Raw genomic sequence first — 23194 nt, forward strand, 5'->3', positions numbered from 1 at the left:
TCCCCTCTTCCTCGCGGAGGACCGCTCATGACCACGTCCACGGCGCCACGCGCTCCCCGCCCGTACGGGGTCCTCCCCCGCCTCGCCACCACCGCGGCGCTCGCCATCACGGTCGTCGGCACCGCCGTGGGTGTCGGCGCGTTCGGCGGCACGCCGGTCCAGGGCGCCGGAGGCGGGCTGCTCTCGGCCGACGCGACCCCGCTCGCGCCCGCCGGCGGCGCCTTCTCCATCTGGTCGCTGATCTACCTGGGCCTCGCCGCCTACACGATCGTCCAGTGGTGGGACCCGAGGGACCGGCACCGGATCCGGGTCGCGGCGATCCTCTCGATGCTGCTGAACGCCCTGTGGATCCTCGTCGTGCAGGCGGGCATGCTCTCCCTGTCCGTCCTCGTCATCGTCGTGCTGCTCACGGTCCTCGCGGTGATCGTCCGGCGCCTCACCGCGAGTGCGCCCCGCGGGCCGGTCGAGGCGGTCGCCCTGCACGGCACCTTCGGCCTCTACCTCGGATGGGTGTGCGTGGCGACCTGTGCGAACATCGCCGCGGCCCTGCTCGGAGCGGGCTTCCGCGGCTTCTCCACGACGGGTGCAGGATCACCCGGCCCGCTCGCCGTCGGCGTGGTGATCGTCGCCGCCGTCGTGGGCACGGGCCTGGCCCTCTCCGGCCGCCGCTCCGCCGGCGCGGTCGCCCCGCTCGCCGCCGTCCTGGCGGTGGGGTGGGGGCTCGCGTGGATCGCCGTGGGGCGCCTGGCCGGTGAACCCGCCTCCGCTCTCGTCGGAGGGGCGGCAGCCGTCGCCGCCGTCGGGGTGGTCATCGCCGGGATCACCACGGCGCAGGAGCGGATCCGCGCGATCCGGAACGCGTCATGAGCGCATGCGATGCCGCACCCGGCGCGCTCTACGACCGGGTCGCACGCGACAGCGCGTCCCGCGTCATCGCGGGCTACTCCACGAGCTTCGGCTGGGCGAGTCGCCTGCTCGACGAGCCCGTCCGCACCGACGTGCGCAGCATCTACGCCCTCGTGCGGCTCGCGGACGAGATCGTGGACGACCCGGATCCACGGCTCCGGCCGGAGGACCGCTCCCGACTCCTCGCGGAGCTCGAGCAGCAGACCGGTGCCGCTCTCGCCGGGGAGCGCAGCACCAACCTCGTGGTGCACGCCTTCGCCCTCGCGGCCCGGGAGCACGGCATCGATGCGGGACTCGTGGACCCGTTCTTCCGCTCGATGCGGGCCGACCTCACCGTGACCGCGCACGATGCGGCGAGCCTGGACACCTACATCCACGGCTCCGCGGAGGTCGTGGGGCTCATGTGCCTGCGCGTCTTCGTGGGCGGCGACGAGAGCTCCTTCACCCGGCTCCGGGACCCGGCGGTGCATCTGGCCGCCGCCTTCCAGAAGGTCAACTTCCTGCGCGACCTCGCCGAGGACCATTCCCACCTGGGCCGCACGTACGGGCCCGAGCTGGACCTCGACGTGTTCGACGACGCCCGACGCGACGCGGCCCTCGACCAGATCGACGCCGACCTCCGATCCGCCGCGCAGGGGATCCCGAAGCTCCCCCCGAGCAGCCGCCGTGCCGTCGCCGCCGCGCACGGCCTGTATCGCGAGCTGGCGCTCCGACTGCGACGCACGCCCTCCGCGCAGATCCGGGTGCGTCGCGTGCGCGTCCCGGGCCCCGTCAAGGCCCGCGTGCTCGCCTCCGCGCTCCTGGGAGGTGGACGATGAGCGCGCGGGGCGGACTGCCCGGCGCGCGCCGCGTGGTCGTCATCGGCGGGGGCGTCTCGGGTCTCGCCGCGGCGACGCTGCTCGCGCGGGACGGGCACCGGGTGACCCTGCTCGAGGCCCGCGAGGAGCTGGGCGGGCGCGCGGGCACCTGGGAGCAGGGCGGGTTCCGGTTCGACACCGGCCCCTCCTGGTATCTCATGCCCGAGGTGTTCGACCACTACTTCCGCCTGCTGGGCACCTCCGCCGCCGAGCAGCTGGAGCTCCGCCATCCCGAGCCCGCCTTCCGCGTGCGCTTCGAGGACGAGGAGGAGCCGTTGGACGTGAGCCGCTCCGCTGCGCGCAATGCCGAGGCGTTCGAGCGGAGGGAGGCGGGAGCGGGACGTGCCCTCGACCGCCACCTCACCTCGGCCCGGCGCACCTACGACATGGCCCTGCGACGGTTCCTCTACACCTCGTTCGACTCCCCCGCCTCCCTCGCCCACCCGGAGGTGCTGCGGCATGCGCCGACCCTGGCGCGTCTGCTCGTGGAGCCGCTGGACTCGCTGGTCGGGCGGCGGTTCCAGGACCGACGCCTCCGTCAGGTGCTGGGATATCCCGCCGTCTTCCTGGGGACCTCCCCGGATCGTGCGCCCAGCATGTACCACCTCATGAGCGCCCTCGACCTCACTGGCGGGGTCCAGTACCCCCTCGGCGGCTTCGCCCGCGTCATCGAGGCGATGACCGCGCTCGCTCGCAGGGAAGGAGTGGACCTGCGCACGGGTGCCCGCGCGCAGCAGATCCTCGTCGACACCAGGACGCGGCGACGACCGCGCGTGACCGGTGTGCGCGTGGGTGCCGAGGGCGGCGCCGAGGAGATCCCCGCGGATCTCGTCGTGGCCGCCGCTGACCTCCACCACGTGGAGACCGCCCTCCTGCCCCCGTCGCTGCGCACCTATCCCGAGCGCTGGTGGCGTCGCCGCACACCGGGGCCGGGCGCCGTGCTCGTCATGCTCGGCGTCCGCGGCGCGCTCCCCCAGCTCGCCCACCACAGCCTCTTCTTCACCCGCGACTGGGCGGAGAACTTCGGGGCGATCGCGCAGGGGCGTGTCCCCGATCCCGCCTCGAGCTACGTGTGCCGTCCGTCGGCCACCGATCCCGGGGTCGCGCCCGCGGGCCACGAGAACCTGTTCGTGCTGGTCCCCGTGCCCGCCGATGCCGAGCTGGGACGCGGCGGGAGCGACGGCGGGGGTGATCCGCGCATCGAGGCGATCGCGGACCGCGCGATCGCCCAGGTCTCCGCGTGGGCAGGCATCCCGGACCTGGCCTCACGGGTGGTGGTGCGACGCACGGTGGGACCGGGGGACCACGCCGCGGACCTCTCCGCCTGGCGGGGCAGCATGCTGGGCCCCGCGCACACTCTCCGCCAGAGCGCCATGTTCCGGGCACGCAACGCCTCGGGGAAGGTCGACGGGCTGCTGTACGCGGGGTCCTCGACCATCCCCGGGATCGGAGTGCCGATGTGCCTCATCAGCGGGGAGCTCGTGGCCAAACGGGTGCGGGGCGACCGTTCGTCCTCGCCGCTGCCCGAACCTCTCCCCCGGCCGACCACCGCGGGAGCGGCCGCGGCACGGACGGGGGAACGATGATCGGCGGGCTGTACCTGCTGTGCCTGTGCGTGCCGCTGCTCGGCATGGGCGCGCTCGACGCGCGGTACCGCCTCGTGCTGGGGCGCGCGGTGAGGCCCGCCCTCGCCGTCCTCGCCATCGGCGCCGTGTACTTCCTCGGCTGGGACCTCGCGGCCATCGCCGCGGGCCATTACGGGCTGGGGCGCAGCCCGGCCCTGAGCGGGCTGATGCTCGCACCTCACCTGCCCGTGGAGGAGCTCGTCTTCATCGTCGTCCTCGCCTACACCACGCTGGTCCTGCACGCCCTCGTCGCGCGCGCCCTCGCCCGTCGGCGCGTAGCGGATCCCGCGCGATGACCTACGCCGCCCTCGCCGGCTGCTTCCTGCTGCCGCCGCTGCTCGTGCTCGCCCTCGCCGTGCACCGACGTCGTCCCGGTGCGTCGTGGTGGATCGCGACCTCGGCGACGATCCTGGGCCTGCTCGTGCTCACCACGGTGTTCGACAACCTCATGATCGCGGCCGATCTGTTCCGCTTCGAGCCCTCGCTGCTGCTGGGGGTCCGGATCGGTCTCATGCCCCTCGAGGACCTCGCCTGGCCGATCGCCGCCGGCCTGCTCCTGCCCGCCCTGCACCTGCTGCTCGCCCCTGCGGAGGATTCATGACGACCGCCCTCGCCCCCGGTGCCGTGCTTCGCCTGCTGGCCTCGTCCCGCCCTCTGAGCTGGGTCAACACCGCCTACCCCTTCGCTCTCGGCTACCTGGCCGGGGGTGGCGGGGTCGATGCGGTGCTCGCCGTCGGCACCCTGTTCTTCCTGTTCCCCTACAACCTGCTGATGTACGGGGTCAACGACGTCTTCGACCACGAGTCGGACCTCCGCAACCCGCGCAAGGGCGGCGTCGAGGGGATCGTCCTGGATCCCGGGCTGCACCGCACGATGCTCTGGGCCGCCGGCCTCGTCTGCGTCCCTTTCGTCCTCGCTCTCCTCGCGCTCGGGAACCCGTGGTCGTCCCTCGCCCTCGTCGTCGTGCTCGCGGCGGTGGTCGGGTACTCGGCGCCGCGGGTGCGCCTGAAGGAGCGGCCGGTCCTCGACTCGCTCACCTCGTCGGTGCACTTCGTGGGACCCGCGCTCGTGGGCCTGCTGATGACGGGCGGCGGCATCGACCGGACGGCGCTCGTCGTGCTCGCCGCGTTCCTCGCCTGGGGCATGGCCTCCCACGCCCTCGGCGCGGTCCAGGACGTCCTCGCCGATCGGTCGGCGGGGATCGGATCGGTCGCGACCGCCCTCGGCGCACGCCGGACGGTCCGCGGCGTGATCGCGCTGTACCTCGTGGCCGGAGCGCTGCTCGTGACCCTGCCCGGACCGCTCCGGCTCACCGCGCTGCTGGTGCTCCCCTACGCGCTGAGCGCCTGGCCGCTCCGCTCGCTGCCCGATGCGGAGAGCCCGCGCGCCCACGCCGCCTGGCGCCGCTTCCTCGTGCTCAACCTGCTGTCCGGGGCCGCGCTCACGATCGGCCTGCTGATCGCCGCGCTGCCCGGCTCCGGCCGGTAGGTCGTCGGCGGAGACGACCGCCTCAGTCCGCCGAGGCCGCGGACACCGCCGCGGCCTGCGCCTCGGCCATGACGAGGTCGCCGTTCACGTGCGCGCCGGCGAGCGCGCCGCCCGCGGCGGAGGCGCCCACCTGCGCCATCGGCTCCGCGACGTTGCCGGCGGCCCAGACGCCCGGCACCGCGGTCACGCCGGCCATGGCGGTCGGGACCTTCTCGCCGAACCCGCCGGGCATCTCCTCGATCCCGAGGCCGAGGCCCTCGAGACCGTCGAGTCGGGGGTGCACGCGGCTCGCGACGGCGAGCACCTCGCGCGCGAGCGTCTCCCCGCTGGCGAGGCGCACCCCGGCGACGCGGGAGCCGGTGACGGGGTCGGCCTCCTCCGCGGCGAGCACCTCGACCACGTCCTCCTCGATGATCCGCACGCCGCGCGCGGCGAGCAGGGCGCGGCCGTCCTCGGGCAGCTCGGTGCCGCGCACGAGGTAGATGACGTCCTCGCTGAGCTGGCGGAACATGAGCGCCTGGTGCACGGACCCGGGGCCCACGGCGACGATGCCGATCGCGCGGTCGCGCACCTCGTAGCCGTGGCAGTAGGGGCAGTGGACGAGGCCGTGGCCCCAGTGCTCGGCGAGGCCAGGGAGCTCCGGGAGCTCGTCGCGCACGCCGGTCGCGACGATGATCCGGCGGGCCGTGAGGCGGGCGCCGGAGGCGAGGTCGAGGTCGAAGCGGAGGTCGCCGTCGACGGGATCGGCGGGGCGGGCGGCGAGCACGGCGTCCTCGAGGATCACGCCGCCGTAGGAGCGCACCTCCTCGCGGCCGCGGGCGAGCAGCTCGAGGGGCGGCGTGCCCTCGTGGCCGAGGAGTCCGTGCACGCCTTCGGCGGGGGCGTTGCGCGGGGTGCCGGCGTCGAGGACGACGACGCTGCGCAGCGAGCGGCCCAGCTGGAGGGCGGCGTTGAGGCCGGCGGCGCCGCCGCCGATCACGGCGACGTCGACGAGCTCGGGGAGAGCGGGAGCGGTGGTGGGGACGGGTGCGGTCATGGTGGCCTCCTGGGGCGACGGGCGGATGCTCCGACGCTAGCCCCGCTTTGCGCCAAAGGACTACGCTATTGCGCATGACGCAAGAGACGTCGGTCGTCGACGACCTCGTGCGCAAACGCCTGCGGGCGCTGCGCCTCGCCCGCGGCCTGAGCCTCGGCGACCTCGCCGAGCGCACGCACCTCTCCCCCGCGACCCTCTCCCGTCTCGAGACGGGCTCCCGGCGCCTGGCCCTGGACCAGCTGGTGCTGCTCTCCCGCGCCCTGGACACGAGCCTGGACCAGCTCGTCGCGACCGAGGCGGAGGACGTCGTCATCGCCCCCGTGCGCGACCACGGCCAGGACGGCGGGCTGCGCTGGACGCTCCGCGACAGCCCGGACACGACGGTGCTGCGTCGTCGCTTCACCGCCCCGCCCGGCACCCTCGCGGGAGCGACGAGCGCAGCTGCCACGACGACCTCCGCCCAGCGCGCCCACCCCGGCCGGGAGTGGCTGCTCGTCCTCTCCGGCACGGCGCTGCTGCACCTGGGCACCCGCAGCGTGCGGGTCGAGCGGGACCACGTGGCCGAGTTCCCGACGATGCTCCCGCACGCCCTGGGCGCCGCGGACTCCCGCCCCTGCGAGGTGGTGATGGTCTTCGACCGCGAGGCGCGCCGCGCCCATCCGGGCTGACGCGCCTCGCGAGTCGGCGTCACCCCAACCCGCTTCACTCGCTCAGACGCGGGCGCCGCGCTCCCCGAGCCAGGGGGCGAGCACGTCCTCCCGGTCCATCCAGGGCGCGAGACCGCGCGCCCACTCCTCCGGGGTGACGAGGCTGCGCACGAAGGCGCGGTGCACCCGGTCGGCATCTGCCGCGACCACTCCGGTGACGACGAGCCGCGTGGTGGGCAGGTCGCGGCCGGAGTCCGCATGGGCGCCCACGGAGACCTGGCCGCCGGCGCCGTCCCAGCGGGCGATGGTGCCGGGACGGTCCGGCACCCAGAAGCGCCCGCGGCTGCGCAGCGCTCCGCCGCCGAGGGCCTCGATGTGCTCGAGCAGCCGCTCGGGGTGGAAGGGGCGCTCGGAGGAGAGGTCGAGGGTCCAGGTGCCGTGCGCGGTGGGCCCGCCGTGGGACTCGACACTGCGGGGATCACGACGGCGCAGCCCCGCGGCATGGTCGAGCAGCCCGCCGAGCAGCAGGGCGGGGTCCACCGCGTAGGGGTCGGTGACGAGCAGCTGATCGGCGGCGCGGAGGTGCTCGACGAGCTCGAGCCCGGCCTCCGCCTCGGCGCTCGGGGCGAGGTCCGCGACGACGAGCGGGGAGTACTCGAGCTGGGCGGCGAGCGCCTCCCCCACGCTGCGATGGTCCTCGAGCGCCCAGGTCACGCCGCGCTCGGCGAGGGTCTCGTCGCCGAGGAGGTCCTCGCGGGCGCTCGCGGCGGCGAGCACGACGGCGGCGCCGGAAAGGTGCCAGCGGCGCTGGTCGGCGAGGAGCGTCCCGACCACGATCTCCGGCTCGGCGCTCAGCGGCGGCGAGAGCAGCACCGCCTGGATCCGCGGATCCCCGGCGAGGCGGTCGAGCGCGGGGACGGCGTCCTCCCGCATGGCACAGGAGACGCACGGGTGGTCCAGCTCGACCTCCTGCTCCTCGATCACGCCGGCCGCCGAGACGGTCAGGCGGCGCAGCGAGCCGGCCTCGGTGTCCACGGTGTAGCGCAGCTCGACGGCGCCGGGCACGTCCAGCAGCAGGCTCGCGACGAGCCCGCCGCGCAGCACGGGGTCGATCGCCGTGACGACGGCGACAGGCAGGGTGGGTGCGGCGCCGTCCCGGGAATGCGCGGGGCCCGCGGACCGTTGTGGGATCTCGCGACCCGATGTCCCGACCTCGCGACGCGCCTCGGCCCGCTCCCCGTCAGTCCGTCCCCCTTCGTTCGGGCCCGTCCCGGCCCGGCTCCCGTCGGCCCGATGTCCGTCCTTCTGGCTCCCGGTCATCCGAGCACCTCCTCGCTTGACGATAATCATTCTCATTACTAGTATCTGGGGTCATGTCCACGCGCTGTCAAGTCACGGGAGCGGTCCCCTCCTTCGGCCGGTCCGTCTCCCACTCGAACCGCCGCAGCCCGCGGCGCTTCGACCTCAACATCCAGTCCAAGCGGTTCTTCGTCCCCTCGCTGGGCCGCACCGTGCGCCTGCAGGTCTCCGCCAAGGGCCTGCGCACCATCGACCGCCACGGCATCGAGGCGGTCGTCGCCCGGATCCGCGCCCGCGGCGAGAAGATCTGACACCCGCCCCACCCCCTGAACGGAGGCCCCCATGGCCAGGAAGAACGACGTGCGCACCACCGTGAAGCTGCGCTCCACGGCCGGCACCGGATTCACCTACATGACCAGCAAGAACCGCCGGAACACGCCGGACCGGCTCACCATGCGCAAGTTCGATCCGCGGGTGCGGGCCGTCGTCGAGTTCCGCGAGGAGCGCTGAGATGGCGAAGACCTCGAAGATCGCGGCGAACGAGCGCCGCCGCGCGACCGTCGGCCGGCACGCCGAGCAGCGCGACGCCCTCAAGCGCACGATCAAGGACCCCGCCGTCCCCCTCGCGGAGAAGCTCCTCGCCCAACGGGCGCTGCAGCGGCTCCCGCGGGACGCGAGCCCCACCCGGGTGCGCAACCGCGACGCGGTCGACGGCCGCCCCCGCGGCCACCTGCGCACCTTCGGCCTCTCCCGCGTGCGCTTCCGGGAGCTCGCCCACCGCGGCGAGCTGCCCGGCATCACGAAGTCCAGCTGGTGAGCCCCGCTCACCCCACCCTCACAGGAGGACACCCCATGCAGCAGTCCATCCACCCCGACTACCGGCCCGTCGTCTACCGCGACGCGAGCGCCGACTTCGCCTTCCTCACCCGTTCCACCGCGACCTCGGAGCGCACGATCACCTGGGAGGACGGCAACGTCTACCCCGTGATCGACGTCGAGGTCTCCTCGGCCTCGCACCCGTTCTACACGGGCCAGGCGAAGGTGCTCGACACCGCCGGCCGCGTGGAGCGGTTCCGCCGCCGCTACGGGCAGAGCGCCCGATGAAGGTCCGCAGCTCCCTGCGCTCCCTGGCCGCACGCCCGGGAGCGCAGGTGGTGCGACGCCGCGGCCGCCTCTACGTCATCAACAAGCAGGAGCCCCGCTTCAAGGGCCGCCAGAAGGGCTGACGCCCTGCTGACGTGGGGCCCGGCCCTCGCGCCGGGCCCCACGACCCGGGGCCGACGTCGGCCCGCCCCGGGTCTACCGTGGACGCATCATCCGCTCCACCCGAGACGAGGCCCCGATGACGCGCACCGCGGACGCCCTTCCCGCCGAGGTCGACGTGCTCGTCGCGGGCGCCGGCCCCACCGGCCTCATGGCCGGGCTCGTCGCGCACCGCCGCGGCCTGCGGGTGCTCGTGGTGGATCCGAAGCCGGGCCCCACTCGGGAGTCCCGCGCGATCGTGGTGCAGGCGCGCAGCGTCGAGATCCTCGACCAGCTGGGGCTCGCGGGCCCCGTGCTCGAGAGCGCGCAGCTCGCCGGCCGCATCCGCATCAAGGGCGGGGACCGCCCCGTCGAGGCGGACTTCGCCCGCGCGCAGGAGCGGGACACCCTGTTCCCGGGCGCCCGCATCTTCGAGCAGTCCCGTACCGAGGCCCTGCTCTCGGAGGCGCTCGCCTCGGAGGGCTGCCCGGTGCGGTACGGCATGGAGCTCGAGTCCTTCACGGCCGACGGCCCTGCGGAGGAGGGTCTCGAGGCGCGGCTGGCCTCCTCCCCCACCGATGCCGCCGGCACCGCGACGCGCGTGCACGCCCGCTGGCTGATCGGCGCGGACGGCGCGAGCTCGCCCGTGCGCCACCGCATGGGGCTCTCCTTCGACGGCGACACCGACGAGGCGACCTTCTGCGTCGCGGATCTCCACGACGTGGAGGGCGCCCCGGACGACGCCCTCGCCGCGTACGTCGGTGAGCAGCGCTTCGCGATCCTGTTCCCGCTGGGCCCGGGCGGTCACGCGCGCCTGATCTGGCTGCACGACGGCACCGATCCGGACCAGGAGGAGGCCCTCGCCGGGGCCCGCGACGACCTGGGGATCCGCTACGGGCGGGTGGACTGGTTCTCCTCCTACCGGGTGCACCACCGCCTCGCGAGCCGCTTCCGCGTGGGGCCGGTGCTCCTCGCCGGGGACGCCGCGCACGTGCACTCCCCGGTGGGCGGGCAGGGGATGAACACGGGCCTGCAGGACGCCCACCATCTCGCGCACCTGCTCGCGGATGTCTCCTCCGGCCTGCGGGATCCCGCGCAGCTCGCGCGCTACGAGCAGGAGCGCCGGCCGGTCGCGCTCTCCCTCATCACGGCCGTGGACCGCGCATTCGGCCTCATCGCACGGCCCGGCAGGGGCCCCGGGTTCCTGCGCCGGCGCGCGCGGGACGTGATCGCCGTGCTCGCCCCGCGGGTGCTGCGCTCGGCGGCGGGGCCATGGCTGGGCGGGCTGCTGGGCCAGTACCGGATCCACTACCACCCGGTGCCGCGCGGGGCGGTGCTGCCGCAGTGGGCCTCGGATCCCGCGGTGGGGCGCCGACTGCCGGTGCTCGCGGTGAACCGGGAGGCGCTGCGCTCGGGCCGCTGGCAGCTGCACACCTACGGCGGCGCGATCGCCGAGCGCCCAGCCGTGCCGGAGGCCGTGGACGGCCCGTTCGCCTTCCCGGCGGATCCGCGGGGCCGGCTCCGCTCCTACCAGCTGTACCTCGTGCGGCCGGACGGCTACGTCGCGGCGGCCTGGCCGCTGCACGCGGGCGCAGCCGCGACCTCCGACGTCACCGCCGCGCTCACGGCCCACGGCTTCCGGGGCTGACGCCGGGTCCCCCGTGGCGCCGTCGCGGGTACGGCGGGCGCCCGGCATAGGGTCCGGGGATGGACCTCCACGAGATCACCGCCCGCATCGAGAAGCTCTCCACCCAGTACGCGGCGGTCCACGGCGTGGACCGCTCGGCCGAGTGGGCGCTGCTCAAGCTCACCGAGGAGGTGGGCGAGCTCGCCCAGGCGCACCTGAATGCCTCCGGTCAGAGCCGTGAGCGCGGGCTCGACGACGCGGCGAAGCAGCAGGCGCTGCGGGACGAGGTGGGCGACGTGCTCGGCATGTGCCTCGTCTACGCGGGGCAGATGGGCATCGACCCCGTCGAGGCGGTCACCGGCAAGTGGTTCCGGTACGAGAAGGCGGCCGACGGCGCCGCGGCAGGCGTCTGAGCTCAGGCGAGCGGCGCCAGCAGGACCTCGTCGAGGGGGCGCCGGGCGCGCGGGGCGGCGTCCCGCTCGCGGATCTTCTCGGGGACGTCCTCGGCGGTGGTGTGCTCGCCGATCGCGATGACCGTCAGCGGGAGCTGGGCCGGGTCGAGGTCCAGCAGGGTCGCGATCGCATCCTTGTCGAAGCCGGCGGCCTGGTGGGCCCAGAGGCCCAGGTGGGCGGCCTGCACGCTCAGGTGTGCCGCGGCCTGACCGGCGTCGTAGAGGGCGTAGGGGACCGTCTCGCCGTCCCGCTCGGTCTCCGTCACGAGGACGATGAGCGCGGAGACCCGCCGCATCCACAGCTGGTTGAACTCGGCGAGGGTGTCGACGATGTCGTCGAACAGCGCGGTGCCGCGGCGGGCGGCCGCGAGGCGCCAGGGCTGCTGGTTGAAGTAGGAGGGCGTCCAGCGGGCGGCCTCGACGAGGCTCGTGAGCTCCTCGTCGCTCAGCTCGTGACCGGTCGCGAACCCGCGGGGGCTCCAGCGCTCGGCGAGCAGCGGGGCGAGGGGGACGCTGGTGGCGTTGCGGGGCTCGGTGTCGAGTGCGGTCACGGGGTGGGTCCTTCCGGGTGCGGTCACGGCGGGGCGGCGGGAGCGCCGTCGCCGACCTCCCGGTCGCCCGAAGCGCACGTTAGCACTCCCCCAAGCCCACCTTGAAGGCAGGGTGACGCACCCCGTCATCCGGGCACGTCAGCGGCCCTCGCCGCCTGACCGACGGCTCACGCCTGCCCGCCGTCGAAGTAGGCTCGGAGCTCCTCCGGCACGGGCGGCACCTCGAGCGGCACACCGCCGCTGCGGATCGACTCCGCGCCGCGGATCCCGGTCGCGACGGCCTCGCGCGCCGCGAGGGCCGAGACGTCGGTCGCGCCGCCGCTGCGGGCGAAGCGCAGGAACTCGGCGACCAGCCGCGGATCCGCGCCGCCGTGGCCGCCGTCGGTGTCCTCCGCCCGCGCGACGACCTCGACCGCGTCCGGCCGGCCGGGCCCCGAGCGGCGGGACTCCCAGAGGTGGATCTGGTCGCCGCTGCCGTCCCCCATGTTCTCGATCCGCCCGGCGTCCCCGATCACCGTGTAGTTCCGCCAGTAGTCCGGGGTGAAGTGGCACTGCTGATACGAGGCGAGCACCCCGTTGTCCAGGGTCATCTGCAGCATGGAGATGTCCTCGACGTCGACCACGGGGTTCAGCTCCTTCTGCGCGGTGGGCGGCCAGATGTCCTCGTCGTACCAGTCCCACATCCGGCGGTCGGTGTTGTCGCGACGGTCCTCGATGTCGCCGTAGACGGCGAGGTCGCCGATGCCGGAGACGCGGCGGGTGTAGCCGCCCGCGATCCAGTGGATGACGTCGATGTCGTGCGCGCCCTTCTGCAGCAGCAGGCTCGTCGCCTTCGCCCGCTCGGCGTGCCAGTCCTTGAAGTAGAAGTCGCCGCCGGTCCCCACGAAGTGGCGGCACCAGATCGCGCGCACCCGGCCGATCCGCCCCGAGTCCACGATCGCCTTCATCTGCCGCACCACGGGCATGTGCCGCATGTTGTGGCCGATGTACAGCCGGGCCCGCTTCTCCGCGGCGAGCGCGAGCATCGCGTCCGCGTCCTCGAGCCGGATCGCGAGCGGCTTCTCGCAGAAGGTGGGCAGGCCCGCGCCGAGGGTCGCGAGGGCGACCTCGGCGTGCGCGAAGTCCGGGGTGAGGATCATGACCGCGTCGACCTCGTGCTCGGCGAGCAGCTGCTCGACGCTCCCGACGGTCGCGACCTCGGCGCCGATCTCCTCCCGCGCGGTCTCGCGGCCGCGCTCGCTGGGATCGGCGACCACGGTGATCCGTGACCCCTCCCCGGGCCGATGGGCGTGGAGCGCGACGGAGTGGCGCATGCCGAATCCGATGACGCCGATGCGCAGGTCCTCGGTGGGCTCGGCTGGGGTGGCGGGGTCGAGCGGGGTCATGGCGAGGTCCTTCTCTGCGTCCGACGGCGGATCGCACCGGCTGGCGCACAACCTTTCACGCGACGCTATCGGCGCTCCCGGGGGCGGTCAAGGGATCCGGCCGGGATCCTCCCGAGGCTCGCGGGCCCACTCGATCCGGCCGGGACCCTCCGCCGCGCCGTCGGCCCCACCGCCCGAGGTCCCGGAGTGGTCACGGTCCCCCGGGCGCCCGCACCCCGCCGGGCCGTCGGTCGTAGTGTCGACGGGTCAGTGCCGTCGCTCCGGAGAGGTCCTCACCCCCGATGTCATCCAGCCCGCTCACCGCTCTGCTCGATGCCGCCCGCCTGGGCGCGCTGCTCACCACCCGGGGCGGGAGGGTCGTCGCGAAGGTCTCCCGGCCCGACGCCAAGGGCACCGCCTATCGCACGGGGCTCGTCGAGATCACCGACGCCGGCCTGCTCACCCTCACGCGCGGCGACGCCTCCGTCGGCTCCGTCGCCCTCGCGGAGGACGGCACCACCTTCTTCACCGCGAAGCGCACCGGCGAGGACGGCTCCGAGGCGGAGGACGCCCAGCTGTGGGCGCTGCCGCCGCGCGGCGAGGCCCGCGAGCTCGCCTCCCGGCCCGGCGGCTTCGGCGACCTGCACCTGGGCAAGGACGCGCTCGTCGCCCAGCTCTCCGTGCACTCCCAGGCCACGACCGAGGCCGAGCACCGCGAGCTGTCGAGCCGGCGCGAGGACGCGAAGGTCACCGCCGTGCTGCACGACGGCTTCCCCACCCGCTACTGGAGCGACGACCTGGGGCCGGCGCGCGAGGTGCTCGCCGTCGCCGAGCTCCCCCGCGACCTCTGGACCGCCGCCGCGGTCGCGGAGGACGGCGACACGGACGCCGAGAGCTCCGACGCGAAGGACACCTCCCGCTCGGTGCTGCGCTTCCGGCACGTGGCCCTGCCCCCGGGTCGCCTCGTCGACTGGGTCGCGGACGACGCCGGCACCCGCGCCCTCGTCGCGATGCAGGACTCCGTGGGCGAGCTGGTGGGCGTGCCGCACCTGCACCTCGTGGACCTCACCGGCGCCGAGGCGCCGCGCCTGATCCTCCCCGGCACCGCCGAGGTCGAGCACTCCCCCGTCTCCTTCAGCCCGGACGGCCGCCGCGCCGTCGTCTCCCGCGAGCAGACCTGGAGCGGGAGCGCCTCCCTCGACGTGCGTCCCCTGCTGCTGGACCTCCGCACCGGGGACCTCACGGAGCTCTGGCCGGAGCTGGACCGCTGGGTGCAGCCGATCTGGCTGGACGACGCGACCCTCGTCTCGGAGAGCGACGACACCGGACGCGGCTCGCTGTGGATCGGTGGCCTCGAGGACGCCGCCCCGCGCCTGCTCGCCTTCGGCCCCGAGCAGGAGCTCAGCCCCGCAGGGATCTCCGTGGCGGGCGGCGCGATCATCGCCTCCGTCTCCGGCGTCGCCTCCCCGCCGCGCCCCGTGCGGGTGGATCCCACGAGCGGCACGGTCACGGACCTCCCCCACCCCGCCGGCGCCTCCTCCCCGCAGCCCGTCTCCCCGGGCACGCTCACCGAGGTCACCGCGACCGGGGTGGACGGCACGGGCGTGCGCGCCTGGCTGCGGCTCCCCGAGGGCGAGGGCCCGCACCCGCTCGTCGTCTTCGCGCACGGCGGCCCTTGGGGGTCGTGGAACGCGTGGACCTGGCGCTGGAACCCGGACCCGTTCGTCGCTGCCGGCTACGCGGTGCTGCTGCCGGACCCGGCGATCTCCACCGGCTACGGGCAGTCGATGATCGAGCGCGGCCAGCACGAGCTGGGCGGCGCCCCGTTCACGGACGTCATGGCGCTCACCGACGCCGTGATCGCCCGGGAGGACGTCGACGCCGAGCGCACCGCCTTCGCGGGCGGCAGCTACGGCGGCTACATGGCGAACTGGGTCGCCGGGCACACGGGTGACCGCTTCCGCTGCATCGTCACCCACGCGTCCCTGTGGGACACGCGCGTCATGGGCCGCACCACGGACAACGCGGGCTGGGAGCCGCCGATGCGCACCCAGAACGACCGCTTCGACCCGAGCGCGAGCGTCGCCGACATCGAGGTGCCGATGCTCGTCATCCACGGCGACAAGGACTACCGGGTGCCGATCTCCCAGGGCCACGCCCTCTGGTACGACCTGCTCACCTTCTCCGCGACGCCCAAGGACGAGCACGGCCGTACCCGCCACCGCTTCCTGTACTTCCCCGACGAGGGCCACTGGGTGCTGGGCCGCGGCAACGCGCAGGTCTGGTACGAGACGTTCCTGGCCTTCCTCGACGAGCACGTGCGCGGCGAGCACACGGAGCGCCCCGCGACGCTCGGCTGATCCGCGACCTCGGCGATCGGCCGACGGGCCCCCGCTCCCCCGGGGCCCCGTCGGCCGATGACGCTCAGCAGGTGGGGCTCACGTCCTTGCTCGCGGGGCCGTCCTGGTCGAGGGCGTCGAGCACGATCTGGTGCACCACGGGGTCGTTGGGGCTCTGGTCGTGCGCGAAGGGGTCGCGCGGGCAGAGGTCCTGGAGGACGAGGTTGGTGACCTGCTCCTCGGGGCCGTCGAGCGCCTGCGAGGTGTAGGGCGTGACGATCTCGTCGTGCTCGGTGGAGATGACGGTGTAGTCGACGCCGGGGACCGTGTCAGGGATCGAGGCGAGCTCCTGCATGAAGGCGCTTCCGGCCTGCTGGTCGATGCAGGCGGCGCAGGTCCTGTAGGCGATGCCCTGGTCGGCGTGGGCGAGCGCGCTGCCCTCGCCGTCGTCGTCGCGGACGATCAGGCCCTGTGTGCCGTGGCTCGAGGGGGCGATGCCGACGAGGTCGTCGACCTTCGCGGCGCCGCCCTGGAAGCCGATGTACCAGCGGGGCATCATGCCGCCCTGGCTGTGGCCCACGAGGTCCACCTCCTGCGCGTCGGTCGCCTCGAGCACGCGGTCCACGAAGTCGCCGAGCTCGGTCGCGGAGTCGCGCACGGGACCGGTCGCGGGGACGACGTGGGTGACGCCGTAGTCGAAGGCGTAGACGCAGTAGCCGGCGTCGGCGAGGACGGGCGCGAGGGTCCACCAGTTCTTCGCCATCGTCTCGAAGGTGCCGTTGACGAGGACCACGGGCTCGGGGTGCTCGGCGGAGGGAACGCAGTCCCAGTCGTTCGCGCCGGGCGGGCTGATGCCGAGGGCGTCGGCGCGCGCCGTCGGCGCGGCGGCGAGGGCGAGGACGGCGATGATCGCGGCGATGAGGGCGAGCAGCGGGCGCGAGGGACGCCGTCGCAGCAGCGGTCGGGGCAGGGTCAGGGACGGGTCGGTCATGATGATCTCCTGGTCCGCCGGGAGCATCCGAGAGCCACGTTACTCATCGGTCACCGGCTTGCTGCGGGACCGTAGCAGGCTGCCCCAACGTCCGGAAGGGACATCCGCACATCGACACGGGACAGACCATCGACGCAGGTCAAAGCCCTGCGCTCGACTCAGGCGGCCGATGATCTGCGCGAGCGTGCCGGCGCCCTCCCATGTGCCGGAGCGGATCAGCGCGGTCCGCTGCGAGGAGAGGGGGACCGCGTTCCGGGGGACCGCGGCGCTTAGCGCGTCGCGCGGGGGTCCCCGACCCGGCCCGCGACGAGCGGCGCACCGGTCGAGGTCTCGAAGGCGACGAGCACGTAGGGCGCGTCGATCACGAGCTCCTTCGGCTCGGCGGGCGCGGAGGTCGCGCCGACGCTCACGGCCGTCGCCGCGGCCGCCTCCATGCCCTCCTCGTCGACGGTGATCACGGCCTTCTGCACCACACCGGTGATCCGGAGCTGCTCCTCCGACGTGATGCCGGTGAAGTCCGCGTCGTCGGTGAACGGCGCGTCCATCCCGAGCTCCTGCAGCACCGGGACGAGGTCCCCGTCCCAGCCGAGGTCGATCTTCGGGACGGTGAGGGCGACCGTGTCCGAGGAGTCGCGGATCCCGGCGAGCACCGCGCCGAGCCCCTCGGCGGTGGGATCCGCGGCGCCGTCGGCCGTCTCCGCCCAGGCGTCGAGCAGCTCCTGCGCGGTGCCGGCGGGTCGCACGAGCGCGAGACCGAGGTCGTCGCCCTCGGTGGGCAGGGCGGTCGCGGTGCACAGCTCGTCCTCGTACCAGCCGTGCGCGTCGCCGTGGAGCATCGGCGTCGTCACCTCCTCCCCGCCGTCGAGGGTGAACGGACCGTCCTCGAGGGTGAGCGGTCTGGGCCAGGCGGCCTTGAGGTGCAGGGTGTTCACGAGCACGAGCCGCGTGGCCTCGGTGAGCATGCCCTGCGGCACGAGCTCCTCGATGAGGCCCGCGGTCTCCTCCTCCACCCAGTCGTTGATGCGGGTGCGGGCCTTCTCGCGGGGGCCGTCGGCGGTGAAGTCCGCGGTCCAGACGCCGCTGCCGAACCAGCGAGCGAGCGCGTCGAGGTAGTCCTGCCCGGCGTCGAAGCCCTCCTGCGCCCAGGTGGCGCAGGCGAGGGAGGCCACGGCGGGCTCCGCCGCGTCCGGATCGTCCTCCTCGCGCTCCACCTCCCCCACGACGGCGAGCACCTGGTCGAGGGTGTTCGCGGCGGCGGCGATGGTCTCGGCGTCCCCGCCGAGCACCTGCTCCATCTGCTCCCGGGTGCTGCCCGCGGCGCCGAGCGCGGCCATGGTGAGCGCGATCTGCGCGGAGAGCGGGGAGCACACGAGGTTCACGGTCTCGCGGTCCGCCGCGGCGAGCAGCCGGGCGGTGAAGGGGAGGACGGCGGCCGCGACCTCCTCCGCGGGGCCCGCCGGCTCGCGGTCCACCTCGGCGCGCAGGTCCGGCTGGGCGGCGGAGCCCTCGTCGCCGCAGGCCGCGAGGCCCAGCGCGAGCGTGGGGAGCACGAGCCCGGCGCCCAGCACGCTGCGCCGTCGGGCCGTCGCGAGCGGTGATCGCGAGGAGCGGGTGGAGGGCAGCGGTGCGGCGTCCATGACCCCATCCTGCCCGCCCCGCCCCTCCCGCGACACAGGACGGCCCCTGCCCGGCGGCTCGTGGGAGTCGCAGGGCAGGGGCCGTGCCGGGCCCGTCGGGGCGTCAGCCCTTGACGGAGCCCTCCGTGAGGCCGCCGCGCCAGAAGCGCTGCAGCACCAGGATGAGGATCGCCAGCGGGATCACCGAGAGCAGCGCGCCGCCCACGGTGAGCTGGTAGAACTCGGGCAGGCGGTCCGTCTGCGCGCGCCAGTTGTCCAGGCCCAGGGTGATCGGGTACAGCTTCTCGTCCGCGAGCATGACCAGCGGCAGGAAGTAGTTGTTCCAGATGCCCACGAACTGGAAGAGCAGCACGGTGACGATCGCCGGCACCAGCTGCGGCAGGGCGATCCGGTGGAACAGCGCGATCTCGCCCACGCCGTCGATCCGCCCGGCCTCGAGCACCTCGTCCGGCACCGCAGCATTCGCGTAGATGGAGGAGAGGAAGAGTCCGAAGGGGCTCACGAGCGAGGGGATGAGCACCGACCAGTAGGAGTTGGTCAGGCCCACGGAGCTGAACAGGAAGAACAGCGGCAGCGCGGTGGCCGTGCCGGGCACGAGCACACCGCCCAGCACCATCGCGTAGACGAGCTTCTTGCCCCGGAAGTCGTACTTCGCGAGCGCGTAGCCGGCGGCGATCGCGAAGTAGGTCGCGAGCACGGAGCCGAGGCCGGAGTAGATCAGCGAGTTCAGCGCCCAGCGGGGGAAGATCCCGCCGTTGGCGGTGAGCACGTTGCCGAGGTTCTCGAACAGCTGGAAGCCGCCGCCGAACCAGAAGCCGTTCGTGCCGAAGAGGGCATCGGTGGACTTCGTGGCGTTGACGACCACCCAGTACACGGGCACGAGGAAGTAGATCGCGGCGATCGCGAGGATCGCCGTGACGATGATCGTGACGGCCGGGCTGCGGCCCGCGGAGCGGCTGCCGGAGCGGCCGTCCTCGACGGGGGTGCGGCGCTTGGCCGGCTTCTGCGCGGGACGGGGGCTGGTCGTGGTGCTCATCGGCGCTTCTCCATCCACTGCGAGATCCCCAGGGCGACCGCCGAGAGGACGAAGGCGGAGACGGCGATGATCACGGCCTGCGCGGCCGCCATGCCGATCTCGTTGTACTGGAACGCGTAGGCGTAGGCCGACATGTTCGGCGTGTACTCGGAGGTGATGCCCGCACTCATGGTCTGCAGCAGGCGGGGCTCCGCGAACAGCTGCAGGGTGCCGATGATCGAGAAGATGATCGTCAGCATGAGGGCCGGGCGGATCAGCGGCAGCTGGATGTCCTTGACCACCCGGAACGTGCCGGCGCCGTCGATGTGGGCCGCCTCGTAGAGCTCACCGGGGATCGCCTTCAGCTGCGCGATGATGATGAGCATGTTGTAGCCCGTGTAGGTCCAGGTCACGATGTTCGCGATGGACCACAGCACCACGCCCGGGGCGAGGAAGTCGACGTCGATCCCGATGATCCCGAGGGTGTCCACGATGGGGCTGAGGCCCGGGATGTAGAGGAAGGACCACAGGATCGTCGCGATGACGCCCGGGATGCCGTAGGGCAGGAAGTAGGTCGAGCGGAAGAAGCCCGGCCACTTCGCGCTCGCGCTCTCCAGCAGCAGCGCGAGCACGGTCGCGGCGACGATCATGACGGTCACCTGCACCACGCCGAACAGGATCATGCGCCCGATCGAGGCGATGAAGTTCGCGTTGGACAGCGCCGCGGCGTAGTTCTCGAAGCCGGCGAAGACGCTGGTGACGCCGTCCTCGCCCAGCAGTCCGCTGCGCTCCACCGTGGTGAAGCTGTAGCCGACGGCCATGATGATCGGCACCACGACGGTGCCGATGAAGAGCACCATGAACGGTGCCATGAGGATCCAGGGTGCGGTCTTCGACCTCATCGTGCCTCCTCCGCGTCCAGGCCCATGCCCTGCATGATCTCCACGATCTCCTTCTGCGCGGCGGGCAGCATGTCCACGAGCGGCACCGCGCCGCTGACAGCGTTCGTCATGCCGTCGCCGATGATCGCCATGGCGCGCTGCATGAGCGGCGCCCACGTCCATTCGAGGTTCTGGCCCGCGGCCATGGGGACGATGACGTCCTCGTTGTAGTTCTGGCCGGAGAAGAACTCGGAGGGCTCCTGGCGGGTCTTGCCGATGTAGTCCTTCGCGGGCGACCAGCCGATGCCGGAGTACTTGATCATCGCGTCGATCCCGGCGGGGTCGGTGCACATCCAGGTGAGGAACTCGAGGGCCTCGGCGGGGTGCTTCGAGTTCGAGAGCACCGCGGCGGAGGAGCCGCCGTGCGCACCGGAGGCGTAGCCGTCCTCCCAGGTGGGCATCGGGGCGACGGCCCACTTGCCGGAGCCGCCGGGGACGGTCTCGACGAGGGCGTCGGACCAGGAGCCGGAGATCGTGGCGAGGACCTTGCCGTCGCCGGCCGCCGCGTACCAGGGCGCGGTCATGGCGCCGTAGCCGGTGCCGACAAGCTTGTCCTTGAGGATCCCGTCCCAGAACTCGGCGACGCGCATCGACGCGTCGTCGACCATGTTCACGATCCAGCCGTCACCCTCGGGCTTGTACCAGACGGCGCCGGACTGCATGGCCCAGGCGACGGGATGGGAGCCGTCGGAGGGGTCGAGCGTGATGAGCGTCTTCCCGGCCTCCTGGACGGCGCCCGCGGTCTCGCGGAACTCGTCCCAGGTGGAGGGCGCCTTCAGGCCCAGCTCGCCCTCGAGGACCTCACGGTTGTAGAAGGTCGCGACGGGGCCGGTGTCCTGCGGGACGCCCCAGACGTTCTCGCCGACCTTGGCCTGGCTGATCGCGCCAGGGTCGAAGGCGGAGAGCTTGTCGTCGAAGCCGTAGCGGGAGAGGTTCACGAGGGCGCCGGCGAGCGCGAACTCGGGCACCGAGCGCAGCTCGACCTGGGCGATGTCGGGGCCGCCGCCCGCGGAGACGGCGGAGAGGATCTTCGCGTAGCCGCCGGAGTTGCCGCCGGGGATCCACGTCGTCTCGACGCGGATGCGGTCCTGGCTCGCGTTGTAGACGTCCGCGACCTTCTGGAGGTCCTTCAGCCACGCCCAGTAGGTGATGGTGACGGGTCCGTCGGTCGCAGGGATGGTGGCTTCGGCGTTGACGTCGCCGGGGTTGGGCGGCGCGCAGGCGGCCAGGGCGGCCGTCAGGGCCGCTCCTGTTCCCACCAGCGCGGAGCGCCGGGTCAGACGGGGCTTCATCGCTCTCCTTCTCTTCCTCGTCCTCGAGGTCGGGGCAACCCTACTCACGAATCCGTGTCGACGCAGTATCCGCGAGACCGTTCCCAGGTCACGTTTCGGGAACGTTCACGAATTGGTCCCGACGAACCCCGCCGCCGCACCCGGGGGGGGGACGGTCCGTCGTAGGCTCGAGCCGCACCAACCCGCGCGAAGGAGCCCTGTGAACATCGAGCCCGCCACCCCCTCCCCCGCCGAGGGCGACTCCCCCGCCGCCGCCTCTCGCGACGCCGCCTCCCGCGACGCCGCTGCGCCCTACACAGCCGCATCGGCCTCCGCGGGCCCGTCGACGGAACCGTCGGCCGCGGCAGGGAGCGCCGATCGCCGCACGCCGGCCGACCGCCTCGTCACCACCGAGCACAGCATCGACCTCCCCGGCGGCCCTCTCCGCTATCGCGCCGTGACCGGCACCGTCGTGCTGCGCGAGGAGCCCGAGGGCGGCGAGTACGGCCGCGCGAGCGCCTATGCCGAGATGTTCTCCGTCAGCTACCTCGCCCGGCCGGCCGACGGCGCCGATGGCCCCGCCGCCGCCCGGCCCGTCGTCTTCGCCTTCAACGGCGGCCCGGGCGCCTCCACCGTGTGGCTGCATCTGGGCGTGCTGGGCCCGCGACGCGTGGTCGCCGGGGACGCCGGCTCTCCCGTCGGCCCGCCCTGGGGTCTGGTCGACAACCCCGAGACGCTGCTGCGCGACGCGGACCTCGTCATGGTCGACGCGATGACGACGGGCTACTCCCGCCCCGTCCCCGGCGCGAAGCACGATCGCCACCACGGGCTCGCCGCGGACCGCGACCTCATCGCGTCCTTCGTCGTGGACTGGCTGACCCGCCACGACCGCTGGAGCTCCCCGGTGCACCTGGCCGGCGAGTCCTACGGGACCACGCGCGCCGCCGCGGTCGCCGCCCGACTGCTCGAGCGGTACTGGGTCGCGGTCGCCGGCATCGCGCTGATCTCCCCAGTGCTGGACTTCGGGACGCTCGAGTTCACGGCCGGCAACGACCGCCCCTTCGTGCACTACCTGCCCACCTACGCCGCGATCGCGCACGCGCACGGCAAGCACGAGGGGCGCCTCCTGCAGGACGTGGTCGACGAGGCGGAGGCCTTCGCGGAGCAGGAGTACCCGGCGCTGCTCGCGGCGGGCCTGCGCCTGGGGCCCGAGCAGGTCGCCGAGGCCGCCGCCCGGATCGGCGCGCTGATCGGCGTGGACCCGGACTGGGTGGAGCGGGCGGATCTGCGCGTCGAGCACATGGCCTTCCTCGCCGAGCTGCTGCGGGACCAGGGCCTGGTCACGGGCCGGATCGACGGTCGCTTCACCGCCCCCGCCGGGGACCGCAATGCCGCCCAGATGGAGACGGACCCCTCGATCGACCAGCTCGCCCCGGCCTACACGGGCGCGCTGAACCAGTACCTCGCGACCGAGCTCGGCTACCGCGACGACGTGGTCTACGAGATCATGGCCGGCCGCGTGCACCCGTGGAGCTACCAGGACTTCGAAGGCCGCTCCGTCGAGGTCGCGACGGACCTCTCCCGACTGCTGCGCCGCAGCCCGCACACCCGGGTGCTCGTCTCCCACGGCTACCACGACGCCGCGACGCCGTTCCATGCGAGCGAGCACGTGCTCGCGCACCTGCAGATCCCGCGCGAGGTCGCCGAGCAGCGGATCCGCGTCGAGTACTACGAGGCCGGGCACATGATGTACTGCCACGAGCCGAGCCGCCTCGCGCTCTCTGAGCACCTCGCGGACCTGGTCCGCGGGGCCGTCGGCGCCTGGTCCGAGCGGTCCGACGGCGTCTGAGCTGAGCAGGCCGACCGGCCGACGGGCCGACGGGCCGACGGGCCGACGGCGGATCCT

25 protein-coding genes are annotated in these 23194 nt (G+C 73.6%); 16 read left to right on the forward strand and 9 right to left on the reverse strand.

Annotated features, from left to right (window positions below; translation table 11 throughout):
* Positions 1-27: 27 nt before the first annotated feature.
* The 6 genes from ACYVAP_RS13960 to ACYVAP_RS13985 are packed head-to-tail and all read left to right on the forward strand — an operon-like array spanning position 28 to position 4876.
* On the forward strand, positions 28-867 hold the full coding sequence (locus ACYVAP_RS13960; protein WP_498861127.1) for a TspO-related membrane protein: 840 nt from the start codon (positions 28-30) through the stop codon (positions 865-867).
* On the forward strand, positions 864-1724 hold the full coding sequence (locus tag ACYVAP_RS13965; protein ID WP_498861128.1) for a phytoene/squalene synthase family protein: 861 nt from the start codon (positions 864-866) through the stop codon (positions 1722-1724). Before ACYVAP_RS13960 ends, ACYVAP_RS13965 begins: the two co-directional genes overlap by 4 nt.
* Positions 1721-3349, forward strand: coding sequence for a phytoene desaturase family protein (crtI, locus tag ACYVAP_RS13970; protein ID WP_498861129.1), 1629 nt, complete (start codon positions 1721-1723; stop codon positions 3347-3349). The genes ACYVAP_RS13965 and crtI overlap by 4 nt, the downstream gene beginning before the upstream one ends.
* The gene (locus ACYVAP_RS13975) at positions 3346-3684 is read left to right on the forward strand and encodes a lycopene cyclase domain-containing protein (RefSeq protein WP_498861130.1); all 339 of its coding nucleotides are present in this window, start codon (positions 3346-3348) and stop codon (positions 3682-3684) included. The genes crtI and ACYVAP_RS13975 overlap by 4 nt, the downstream gene beginning before the upstream one ends.
* Complete coding sequence (locus ACYVAP_RS13980) at positions 3681-3989, forward strand: lycopene cyclase domain-containing protein (RefSeq protein WP_137769057.1); 309 nt, start codon at positions 3681-3683, stop codon at positions 3987-3989. Before ACYVAP_RS13975 ends, ACYVAP_RS13980 begins: the two co-directional genes overlap by 4 nt.
* Positions 3986-4876, forward strand: coding sequence for a UbiA prenyltransferase family protein (locus ACYVAP_RS13985; RefSeq protein ID WP_498861131.1), 891 nt, complete (start codon positions 3986-3988; stop codon positions 4874-4876). Before ACYVAP_RS13980 ends, ACYVAP_RS13985 begins: the two co-directional genes overlap by 4 nt.
* A gap of 22 nt (positions 4877-4898) precedes the next feature.
* On the opposite strand, the gene ACYVAP_RS13990 is transcribed toward ACYVAP_RS13985, so the two are convergent.
* On the reverse strand, positions 4899-5912 hold the full coding sequence (locus ACYVAP_RS13990) for an NAD(P)/FAD-dependent oxidoreductase (RefSeq protein WP_498861132.1): 1014 nt from the start codon (positions 5910-5912) through the stop codon (positions 4899-4901).
* A gap of 74 nt (positions 5913-5986) precedes the next feature.
* Here ACYVAP_RS13990 and ACYVAP_RS13995 point away from each other — a divergent pair, with 74 nt between their 5' ends.
* The gene (locus ACYVAP_RS13995) at positions 5987-6580 is read left to right on the forward strand and encodes an XRE family transcriptional regulator (RefSeq protein WP_498861133.1); all 594 of its coding nucleotides are present in this window, start codon (positions 5987-5989) and stop codon (positions 6578-6580) included.
* Between the two features lie 42 nt (positions 6581-6622).
* On the opposite strand, the gene ACYVAP_RS14000 is transcribed toward ACYVAP_RS13995, so the two are convergent.
* A complete protein-coding gene (locus ACYVAP_RS14000; RefSeq protein WP_498861134.1) occupies positions 6623-7879 on the reverse strand; it encodes a CobW family GTP-binding protein in 1257 nt (418 codons plus the stop codon).
* Positions 7880-7932: 53 nt separating this feature from the next.
* Between ACYVAP_RS14000 and rpmB the strand changes: the two genes are divergently transcribed.
* The 7 genes from rpmB to ACYVAP_RS14035 all read left to right on the forward strand — a co-directional run bounded on the left by rpmB (position 7933) and on the right by ACYVAP_RS14035 (position 11140).
* Entirely contained in the window at positions 7933-8169 is a 237-nt protein-coding gene (rpmB, locus tag ACYVAP_RS14005; RefSeq protein ID WP_498861135.1) for a large ribosomal subunit protein bL28, read from the forward strand.
* Between the two features lie 31 nt (positions 8170-8200).
* Entirely contained in the window at positions 8201-8368 is a 168-nt protein-coding gene (gene rpmG / locus ACYVAP_RS14010) for a 50S ribosomal protein L33 (RefSeq protein WP_137769063.1), read from the forward strand.
* 1 nt (position 8369) lies between these two features.
* The gene (rpsN, locus tag ACYVAP_RS14015; RefSeq protein ID WP_498861136.1) at positions 8370-8675 is read left to right on the forward strand and encodes an uS14 family ribosomal protein; all 306 of its coding nucleotides are present in this window, start codon (positions 8370-8372) and stop codon (positions 8673-8675) included.
* Between the two features lie 35 nt (positions 8676-8710).
* On the forward strand, positions 8711-8962 hold the full coding sequence (locus tag ACYVAP_RS14020) for a type B 50S ribosomal protein L31 (protein ID WP_137769065.1): 252 nt from the start codon (positions 8711-8713) through the stop codon (positions 8960-8962).
* Entirely contained in the window at positions 8959-9084 is a 126-nt protein-coding gene (gene ykgO / locus ACYVAP_RS14025) for a type B 50S ribosomal protein L36 (protein WP_137769066.1), read from the forward strand. The genes ACYVAP_RS14020 and ykgO overlap by 4 nt, the downstream gene beginning before the upstream one ends.
* Positions 9085-9200: 116 nt before the next feature.
* The gene (locus ACYVAP_RS14030; RefSeq protein ID WP_498861137.1) at positions 9201-10748 is read left to right on the forward strand and encodes an FAD-dependent monooxygenase; all 1548 of its coding nucleotides are present in this window, start codon (positions 9201-9203) and stop codon (positions 10746-10748) included.
* A 59-nt stretch (positions 10749-10807) separates the two neighbouring features.
* Positions 10808-11140 (forward strand): nucleoside triphosphate pyrophosphohydrolase family protein, encoded by a 333-nt coding sequence (locus ACYVAP_RS14035; RefSeq protein ID WP_498861138.1) that lies wholly within the window; start codon positions 10808-10810, stop codon positions 11138-11140.
* A 2-nt stretch (positions 11141-11142) separates the two neighbouring features.
* On the opposite strand, the gene ACYVAP_RS14040 is transcribed toward ACYVAP_RS14035, so the two are convergent.
* Both ACYVAP_RS14040 and ACYVAP_RS14045 read right to left on the reverse strand, forming a co-directional pair.
* Entirely contained in the window at positions 11143-11730 is a 588-nt protein-coding gene (locus ACYVAP_RS14040; protein WP_240811186.1) for a nitroreductase family protein, read from the reverse strand.
* A 167-nt stretch (positions 11731-11897) separates the two neighbouring features.
* Complete coding sequence (locus ACYVAP_RS14045; protein WP_498861139.1) at positions 11898-13115, reverse strand: Gfo/Idh/MocA family protein; 1218 nt, start codon at positions 13113-13115, stop codon at positions 11898-11900.
* Positions 13116-13396: 281 nt separating this feature from the next.
* On the opposite strand from ACYVAP_RS14045, the gene ACYVAP_RS14050 reads away from it, so the two are divergent.
* Positions 13397-15454 (forward strand): S9 family peptidase, encoded by a 2058-nt coding sequence (locus ACYVAP_RS14050; protein WP_498861140.1) that lies wholly within the window; start codon positions 13397-13399, stop codon positions 15452-15454.
* A gap of 64 nt (positions 15455-15518) precedes the next feature.
* Here ACYVAP_RS14050 and ACYVAP_RS14055 read toward each other — a convergent pair whose 3' ends face one another.
* The 5 genes from ACYVAP_RS14055 to ACYVAP_RS14075 form a co-directional block, all read right to left on the reverse strand.
* Positions 15519-16424 carry a lipase family alpha/beta hydrolase gene (locus ACYVAP_RS14055; protein ID WP_498861141.1) on the reverse strand — a complete coding sequence of 302 codons (906 nt, stop codon included), beginning with the start codon at positions 16422-16424 and terminating at the stop codon, positions 15519-15521.
* Between the two features lie 269 nt (positions 16425-16693).
* Positions 16694-18061: a serpin family protein gene (locus tag ACYVAP_RS14060; RefSeq protein ID WP_498861142.1), complete on the reverse strand. Its 1368-nt coding sequence runs from the start codon at positions 18059-18061 to the stop codon at positions 16694-16696.
* A 103-nt stretch (positions 18062-18164) separates the two neighbouring features.
* Positions 18165-19097, reverse strand: coding sequence for a carbohydrate ABC transporter permease (locus ACYVAP_RS14065; RefSeq protein ID WP_498861143.1), 933 nt, complete (start codon positions 19095-19097; stop codon positions 18165-18167).
* Entirely contained in the window at positions 19094-19978 is an 885-nt protein-coding gene (locus tag ACYVAP_RS14070) for a carbohydrate ABC transporter permease (RefSeq protein WP_498861144.1), read from the reverse strand. Before ACYVAP_RS14070 ends, ACYVAP_RS14065 begins: the two co-directional genes overlap by 4 nt.
* On the reverse strand, positions 19975-21309 hold the full coding sequence (locus ACYVAP_RS14075) for an ABC transporter substrate-binding protein (protein ID WP_498861145.1): 1335 nt from the start codon (positions 21307-21309) through the stop codon (positions 19975-19977). Before ACYVAP_RS14075 ends, ACYVAP_RS14070 begins: the two co-directional genes overlap by 4 nt.
* A 199-nt stretch (positions 21310-21508) precedes the next feature.
* Between ACYVAP_RS14075 and ACYVAP_RS14080 the strand changes: the two genes are divergently transcribed.
* On the forward strand, positions 21509-23137 hold the full coding sequence (locus tag ACYVAP_RS14080; RefSeq protein WP_498861146.1) for a S10 family peptidase: 1629 nt from the start codon (positions 21509-21511) through the stop codon (positions 23135-23137).
* Positions 23138-23194: the final 57 nt, after the last annotated feature.

The organism is Brachybacterium horti (assembly GCF_054777615.1).

Coding starts and splice junctions, on each gene's coding strand:
- ACYVAP_RS13960 (WP_498861127.1), top strand. CDS start 28: ATGACCACGTCCACGGCGCCACGCGCTCCCCGCCCGTACGGGGTCCTC.
- ACYVAP_RS13965 (WP_498861128.1), top strand. CDS start 864: ATGAGCGCATGCGATGCCGCACCCGGCGCGCTCTACGACCGGGTCGCA.
- crtI (WP_498861129.1), top strand. CDS start 1,721: ATGAGCGCGCGGGGCGGACTGCCCGGCGCGCGCCGCGTGGTCGTCATC.
- ACYVAP_RS13975 (WP_498861130.1), top strand. CDS start 3,346: ATGATCGGCGGGCTGTACCTGCTGTGCCTGTGCGTGCCGCTGCTCGGC.
- ACYVAP_RS13980 (WP_137769057.1), top strand. CDS start 3,681: ATGACCTACGCCGCCCTCGCCGGCTGCTTCCTGCTGCCGCCGCTGCTC.
- ACYVAP_RS13985 (WP_498861131.1), top strand. CDS start 3,986: ATGACGACCGCCCTCGCCCCCGGTGCCGTGCTTCGCCTGCTGGCCTCG.
- ACYVAP_RS13990 (WP_498861132.1), bottom strand. CDS start 5,912: ATGACCGCACCCGTCCCCACCACCGCTCCCGCTCTCCCCGAGCTCGTC.
- ACYVAP_RS13995 (WP_498861133.1), top strand. CDS start 5,987: ATGACGCAAGAGACGTCGGTCGTCGACGACCTCGTGCGCAAACGCCTG.
- ACYVAP_RS14000 (WP_498861134.1), bottom strand. CDS start 7,879: ATGACCGGGAGCCAGAAGGACGGACATCGGGCCGACGGGAGCCGGGCC.
- rpmB (WP_498861135.1), top strand. CDS start 7,933: ATGTCCACGCGCTGTCAAGTCACGGGAGCGGTCCCCTCCTTCGGCCGG.
- rpmG (WP_137769063.1), top strand. CDS start 8,201: ATGGCCAGGAAGAACGACGTGCGCACCACCGTGAAGCTGCGCTCCACG.
- rpsN (WP_498861136.1), top strand. CDS start 8,370: ATGGCGAAGACCTCGAAGATCGCGGCGAACGAGCGCCGCCGCGCGACC.
- ACYVAP_RS14020 (WP_137769065.1), top strand. CDS start 8,711: ATGCAGCAGTCCATCCACCCCGACTACCGGCCCGTCGTCTACCGCGAC.
- ykgO (WP_137769066.1), top strand. CDS start 8,959: ATGAAGGTCCGCAGCTCCCTGCGCTCCCTGGCCGCACGCCCGGGAGCG.
- ACYVAP_RS14030 (WP_498861137.1), top strand. CDS start 9,201: ATGACGCGCACCGCGGACGCCCTTCCCGCCGAGGTCGACGTGCTCGTC.
- ACYVAP_RS14035 (WP_498861138.1), top strand. CDS start 10,808: ATGGACCTCCACGAGATCACCGCCCGCATCGAGAAGCTCTCCACCCAG.
- ACYVAP_RS14045 (WP_498861139.1), bottom strand. CDS start 13,115: ATGACCCCGCTCGACCCCGCCACCCCAGCCGAGCCCACCGAGGACCTG.
- ACYVAP_RS14050 (WP_498861140.1), top strand. CDS start 13,397: ATGTCATCCAGCCCGCTCACCGCTCTGCTCGATGCCGCCCGCCTGGGC.
- ACYVAP_RS14055 (WP_498861141.1), bottom strand. CDS start 16,424: ATGACCGACCCGTCCCTGACCCTGCCCCGACCGCTGCTGCGACGGCGT.
- ACYVAP_RS14060 (WP_498861142.1), bottom strand. CDS start 18,061: ATGGACGCCGCACCGCTGCCCTCCACCCGCTCCTCGCGATCACCGCTC.
- ACYVAP_RS14065 (WP_498861143.1), bottom strand. CDS start 19,097: ATGAGCACCACGACCAGCCCCCGTCCCGCGCAGAAGCCGGCCAAGCGC.
- ACYVAP_RS14070 (WP_498861144.1), bottom strand. CDS start 19,978: ATGAGGTCGAAGACCGCACCCTGGATCCTCATGGCACCGTTCATGGTG.
- ACYVAP_RS14075 (WP_498861145.1), bottom strand. CDS start 21,309: ATGAAGCCCCGTCTGACCCGGCGCTCCGCGCTGGTGGGAACAGGAGCG.